This is a genomic window from Marivita sp., assembly GCF_020055635.1.
GTDB lineage: Bacteria > Pseudomonadota > Alphaproteobacteria > Rhodobacterales > Rhodobacteraceae > Marivita.
In genome coordinates, this window is the sequence record NZ_JAIPUT010000132.1 from 1 (window position 1) to 4,741 (window position 4,741).

General features: G+C 56.5%; 2 protein-coding genes. Both read right to left on the reverse strand.

The window, feature by feature from the left end; genetic code table 11:
- A partial coding sequence (locus LCF60_RS23565; protein WP_292294971.1) for a DEAD/DEAH box helicase occupies nucleotides 1-1,470 on the reverse strand: 1,470 nt, incomplete at its 3' end.
- Nucleotides 1,471-1,473: 3 nt separating this feature from the next.
- Nucleotides 1,474-4,704, reverse strand: a complete 3,231-nt coding sequence (locus tag LCF60_RS23570; protein ID WP_292294972.1) for a Zn-binding domain-containing protein — start codon at nucleotides 4,702-4,704, stop codon at nucleotides 1,474-1,476.
- Nucleotides 4,705-4,741: the final 37 nt, after the last annotated feature.

Here is a 4,741-nt window from a genome sequence, read left to right on the forward strand (position 1 = left end):
GGCCTCAATGGTCAGTTTTGGAAAAGCCTTTCGGAGGCCTTCCTTCACGTGTTCCGCCGTTGCCAGGTATCGACAAAACACGACCGGATTGGCTCCTGCTTTGATCAGCGGCTTCAGCGCACTGACAAGCGCGTCAAGTTTGGGATCCTTTGCGACCGAAAGACTGGACGCTTGATCCAGGAGACCTTGGAGTGCCGGATCGTTCGCGAAGATTGTATTGGGCTCGACATCAACAGCGTCTTCGTCGTCGCCATCTTCGTCGTAGATTTGTGGCTCCAAACGCTCCGCTTCGTTCGAGGCACGATTTCTGAGAGCGCTGAGCGCTGCGGCTGGAGAGGACCCCACGCATCGCATCAAGGCGAGGGTGCCCCAGAAAGCGAGCCGCTGATCCTTCTTCTGATCACCAGCTTTCGAGACAACTTCAAGGCAGTAGTCAATGGCAGACTCTTGAAAGGCCAAATGGTCAGCTGAAAGGCGATAAGGGAACTCGGTTGTTTCGTGCTTTGGGAAAGAGCGATCTTCGTCCCAATCGCCTTCGATGAGATCGACCCGGCGCCGCTGAACCAAGTGCCGCGCCAGGCGCTCGCGGTAACGCGCATTGTCGAAATCGACTGAGGCAAACTCTTGATCAATCAGCGACAGCAAGCGCGCGAATGCTTCTTCATCTCCGGAGTGCGGTGTGGCCGTGAGCATGACGATCCTGCGTTCTGGATCCTTTGCGAGCCCCTGGAGCAAGTCGAAGCGTTGCTGCTTCCCTTTATGTGTTCCAACGCAAGCATGCGCTTCATCTACAATGACAAAGTCGGGACAGGCACGCGCAAACCCCTCCCGGCGCTTCTCTGCCTTTATGTAGTCAAGGCTGACGACCGTGAATGGGTAGGCGTCAAATAGCGTTTGGGCGAGTGGTAAGTTGCGTTCAAGGCGAGCCGCAGTGCCGGACGTCACCGGGACCGCATCAATACCGAAACGATCCTTGAGTTCTATGATCCACTGATCGACCAGGTGAGGTGGACAGAGGACTGAAAAGGCATCGACTTCACCGCGATCCATCAGTTCGCGAAGTATCAAGCCCGCTTCAATGGTCTTGCCGATGCCTACGTCGTCAGCGATCAGCAAACGGGGCACCTGCAGCCGCAGGGCCATAAGTAGCGGGACAAGCTGATAGGTTCGCGGCTCAAAGGCGAGCTGAGCGGCAGACCGAAATGGTCCTGCACCGCGACGCAAAGTCAGTCTAAGCGCATCTGCAAGGAGTGCCGCTTTGGCTTGTACCGTGGATCGCGCGTCGTCTGGCAGATCAAATCTCGCCGTCGCGACGCTCGCGATTTCCAGCTCAGGATCTAGGATGACTACGTCGTTCTCGTTTCCCGAGAGTGGGCGAAGCGCAAGAATACCCGGCCGCGGCGCTGGAAGAGCAACCCACTCTCGACCGCGGGCAAGGACAAGATCGCCGGGAGAAAAGCTAAGCGTCATGGCCTATCCTTTGAGTAGATCGGTGAGTTGTTCGGGCACGCCCGCGTCCGGACGACTTGGCAGCGAGACCAGCTCCCAACCTTTGCTTAAAGCATCTTGAGACATTTCAGACGACACGGAGTTGGCTGTTGCGGCCACGCCGTGACCTCGCCACGCGAACTCTACGTCGGTTCCGCCAAATTTGACCGGCATGGTATCCACATGTGGAAGTCCCGCTTCTTCGAAAGCCTTTACCCAGGGTGAGGCGGAGCCGTCGTAGGAGGCGCGTGCCTCCAAAAGCGTCTGTCCCCGCGAGAGATCAATCAGAAGCTGTGCTACTTCTGTGCTGCTTCGATCTATCTGTTCGTGATCAGGTTGGTTGAAGTAGGAAAGGAGACAACGATAACAGCCACGCACACATGCATCGTCGGCTTTCTCAGTCAGAAGCTGCGCGTCACCCGCTTCGATTGAAGCTTCAATGTTCTCGTAGTGCATCAGTTCGAGTGCTGTCCGCGCAACTTCGCTGATCGCCTTCGGGTCATCGACCAGGCGGTTCAGGACCCCGGCTCCGCCCTCAGTCGCCTCGTAGGCAAGAATTGCTCTGCGATTGTCGCGCACCGGAAGGGGTTCACCTAGGATTTCTCCTTCCTCAAGCTGATAAACCACTTCAATGCCCCGCATAAGTGCATGCTGAACAGTGGTGATCGTTTCAGGATCAAAGCTTTCTGGCTTCTTGAAGCGGAAGAGAAGCGCGTTCTTCCTATCCCGGACGATTGGAACGATTTTTACAGGTCTTACAACATCGGGCGGCGTGTCGGTGTCTGCATCTTCATCTTCCGCTTTTGCCCAATACCCGGTTCGAGGATCGATGTTGAAGCCAAAGACAGTCTGATCCTTCCGGCGCTTCAGGCCTTTGTTGAGGCGGCTGATCTCTGCGCTGTTCGCATATTGAAGCGCGAGCAACGAGGTGTCGCCGCACTTGAAATCGGCGTTTGTGACCTGAAGTTGCCCGTCTTTCTTGGGCCAAGCGAAAACAGTCTGAATATCGAAGCCTTGGCGTACCCGCTCTTCATCGTTGGCAGTAATACGCTCGATTGGCGCTGCCTCGACATTGTCGATACGAAGCGTGCGTTTGACTGGCACTTCTCCAGCCATGTGTGTGTCACAGCCGTGGCAGCGTTCGACCTCACCTTCATGACACGCGCCGCAGTTCGGGCAGATGTAGATGTCTTTCGTAGCCAGTTCCGACCCGTCGCCTTCGCGCGCCTCGGGGGGAAGCTTGGCTTTCATGACACGGTATGCGCGGCCCTCATGGTAGATGAGGCTTCGGGGACCGAATTCGGAGATTGCCAAGAAGCGTGCGCGCGACAGAAACGAGCCGCTTTTACCTTCCCCTGGCACAAATGCATAAAGTGGCAGACGCGGAAAGTTATACCCCGGAAGAAAACCTTCTGTGGCCAAGTATCGGTAGGAATAAAAGTCCGAGCCGTTTGACGCTTTGCCCTGTTCAAGGATCGCCAACTGGTCGCTCGCCTGCATTTGCGCAGCCTTGATCTTGCGACGATCGGAGCCGGACAGCCCCGTGATTTCGGATCGCGCGTTAGCCTCTGCGAGTTGCGTGCGCGCAGAGTTGTAAAGTTCGCGCCAGCGATCGAACGCGCGATCGAACTCCTTCGGCGCGTTCATTGCGACATGAAGTACAAATTCTTCAGGTTCGCCCATCCAAACTGGTGCTGAACCGTCGTCCGCCGCCAAGATCTGATCCAGCACCCGCTTCATCGGAGAACGGGCCCGTGCGACCAGATCAGACTTTGAGATTACGGACAGAACCTCCTCTTTGAGCGGATAGCCTGCTCCTGTGAGATCAAGGATATCTGGAATATCTGGCTTAAGGGCCAGTTTTGCCTCGGCGAGCCAAACAGCATGCAGATGCGAGCGCACCAATTCTTCGTTGGTAATGTCCAAGGCTGGAGGGCGGACAACGCCTGCCACCATATCGTTGCGGCGATCAAAGAAATACTGGTCGTGTGGTGAGCCGGATGCGCAGTAAGTTACGACCACTGCCGCCTGACCCGAGCGTCCTGCGCGACCAGCGCGTTGTGCATAATTTGCTGGAGTCGGTGGGACGTTGCGGAGATAGACGGCGTTCAGAGCCGAGATATCAACGCCGAGTTCCATCGTAGGCGAGCAGAACAATGCGGGCAGAAATTGGTCGGACTCACCTGAAGCGCGTATCTCGGCCCGATATTCTGACGTGCTGAGGTTGGCGCGGTCATCGTCTTCGAACCTGAAGCGCCACTCCCGCCACTCGCGTTGCTTTTGGGATACCTGCGCGGTGTGTTCGCGGCCCTCCAACCCCCAGTATGCGCTCTGGCCGGAAGCAAGATCGTTTGCGATGGAAGAGTACAGATCGTGGAAATAGCGGTTTCCACGCTTGCCTTCATCCGAAAGAGCCGCACCTGGAACGAGCCTGACAGCCGATGGTGTCAACCGCCATCCGACCAGATCCGCATCCAGTTCGACTGGGGCGACCACGCCTTCGTCTGCAAGCAGCTCGAGAAGACGCGAGAAGAACTCGAGGTAGTCTTCTTTCCCGAGCTTCGTGCCGATTACGCTCTTTTTGTTGATCAATCGAGCGATGCGCGAGTTGTGGCCCGCACGCAAAAGAGTCTGCTCTTCACGTAGGCCGATGACACCCTTCCCGGGAGCCCGCAAAAGCAAGGATGAGCGCCCACGTGGATTTTCTTTCGCATCAATAGCCCAAGGCGACCGCAGCAGAGATCGCGATTTCTGAGCGACACCGTCAAGAACGGTCAGGTCCAGCGCTTCAGTGTTGACCGCGAGACCCTCCAGCATTGCGCCGAGGACTCTTTTCAACACTTCGGCTCGTTGTTCCTCGTCAAGTTCGCCCATCTCTGGCAGCACGGTCATCAGGCGTTCGCGGTCCGAAGCAATGTCTCTGAGGCCAACGAACTCAACATCCAACAGGTTCAAGACGAACAAGCTCGGATTGGTATATCGCCAACCGCGCCGAAGATCCGTCCAGACCCGGTGCGCCAGAACCTTTGCGAGCGCTCGTTGTGCGTCTTCTCGAATAACGGCACCTGAGGAAGGATCGAGCATCCAGTGGGCACGTGCGTCTTTATTGGCGGAGGTAAAACCAAGAGCCTTGACGACTCTCAGGCCAAATTCATCCTCAGTGAGCCCTTCGTCTCCGGCAGCAATAATCGCGCGGAGAATTGCTCCACGCAGCAAGCTAACGAAAAGAAAGTCATTGAAGTTTCCAGACTGT